Source organism: Paracraurococcus ruber, from assembly GCF_004353985.1.
In the GTDB taxonomy this organism is placed as follows: Bacteria; Pseudomonadota; Alphaproteobacteria; order Acetobacterales; family Acetobacteraceae; genus Paracraurococcus; species Paracraurococcus ruber.
The window spans coordinates 1-1639 of the sequence record NZ_SMOA01000543.1; the positions used below are offsets into that span (position 1 = coordinate 1).

Annotated in this window: 2 protein-coding genes; both read left to right on the forward strand. The window is 74.4% G+C overall.

Features of this window, described 5'->3' with window-relative positions:
* Positions 1-118: 118 nt before the first annotated feature.
* On the forward strand, positions 119-1021 hold the full coding sequence (locus E2C05_RS31605; protein ID WP_133223559.1) for a polysaccharide deacetylase family protein: 903 nt from the start codon (positions 119-121) through the stop codon (positions 1019-1021).
* Positions 1018-1554, forward strand: coding sequence for a lipocalin family protein (locus E2C05_RS31610; protein ID WP_133223560.1), 537 nt, complete (start codon positions 1018-1020; stop codon positions 1552-1554). The genes E2C05_RS31605 and E2C05_RS31610 overlap by 4 nt, the downstream gene beginning before the upstream one ends.
* Positions 1555-1639: the final 85 nt, after the last annotated feature.

The following is a 1639-nucleotide window of genomic DNA, read 5'->3' on the forward strand; positions in this document are numbered from 1 at the left end:
CCCGCGCCGGAGGCTGCGGCGCGCCCGGCCCGGGCGCTGGCGGTCGTCGCCCGCCCCGGCTTGCGCCCGCGCGGCCGCGCCGTCACATGCCGGCGGAGCGTTCCGGAGTGCCTGCCCGATGCTGCCGACCCATGGCCGCTACGCCTACCATCCCTGGCCCGGGCGCGCCCGCTATGCCTGGCCCGGCGGGGCGAAGCTGGCGGTCTATCTCGGGGTGAACCTCGAGCATTTCGCCTTCGGCGAGGGGCTGGGCGCCGAGCTGGCGCCGGGGGGGCCGCAACCGGATGTGCTGAACTACGCCTGGCGCGACTACGGCAATCGCGTCGGCGCCTGGCGGCTGCTGGAGATGCTCGACGCGCTGCGCCTGCCGGCGACGGTGCTGCTGAACAGCGCGATGTACGACTACGCGCCGGACCTTGTGGCGGCGCACCGCGCCCGCGGCGACGAGATCGCCGGCCATGGCCGCACCAATTCCGAACGGCAATCGGTGCTGGACGAGGCCGCCGAGCGCGGACTGATCGCCGAGAGCACCGCGGCGATCGCGCGGCACGAGGGCCGGCCACCGCGCGGCTGGCTCTCCCCCTGGATCGCCGAGAGCCGGACGACGCCCGACCTGCTGGCGGAGGCCGGCTACCGCTACACGCTGAACTGGTGCATGGACGACCAGCCGGTCTGGATGGCGACGCGCGGACCCTCCGCCCCTGGCCGCCTGCTGGCGATCCCCTACCCGCAGGAGGCGAACGACATCCCGAGCGTGGTGGCGCGCAAGGACGGGGCGGAGCAGTTCGCCGCCATGGTGCTGGCGGATTTCGAGGAAAGGCTGGAGCAGGTGGCGCGCGACGGCATTCCGCAGGTGATGGGCATCGCGCTGCATCCCTACATCATCGGCCAGCCCTACCGGCTGCGGGCGCTGCGCGGCGCGCTTTCCGCCATCGCCGCGCGGCGGAATGCGGTCTGGATCACCACCGCGGGCGCCGTGTACGACCACGCGCTGACTCTGCCCGAGGGAGCGGTGCCGTGAGGCGCGCCCTCCTCGCCGCCGCGCTGCTGCTCGGCGCCTGCGTCTCCCAGCCCGACCCGACCACGCCGCAACCGGTCGCCGCCGTTGATGTGCAGCGCTATCTCGGCACCTGGCACGAGGTGGCGCGGCTGCCGATGTGGGCGCAGGATTCCGCGACGGTCTCCTGCGAGGATGTCACCGCCACCTACACGCCGCGGCCGGATGGCCGCATCGGCGTGCTGAACCGCTGCCTGAATGCGCTGGACGGTGACAGGCCGCGGCAGGCGGAGGGCCAGGCCTATGCGGTGGAGGGCAGCGGCAATGCCCGGCTGCGCGTCAGCTTCTTCTGGCCTTTCTTCGGCAATTACTGGGTGCTCGGCCTCGATCCCGACTACCGCTGGGTGGTGGTGGGGGAGCCGTCGCGCCGCTGGCTCTGGGTGCTGTCGCGCACGCCGCGCCTGCCGGAGGCCGAGTTGCAGACGGCGCTCGGCATCGCCCGGGCGAATGGCTACGACCTGGGGCCGCTGAAGGTCGCGCGGGCGCAGCGCGGCTGACCGCGGCGGGCGCGGCGGCGGAACGGCCGGCCGCTTCCCCGCGGCGCAGCCGCGCTGCCTGCCGGCCGCCGCGCGCATGGCGGGG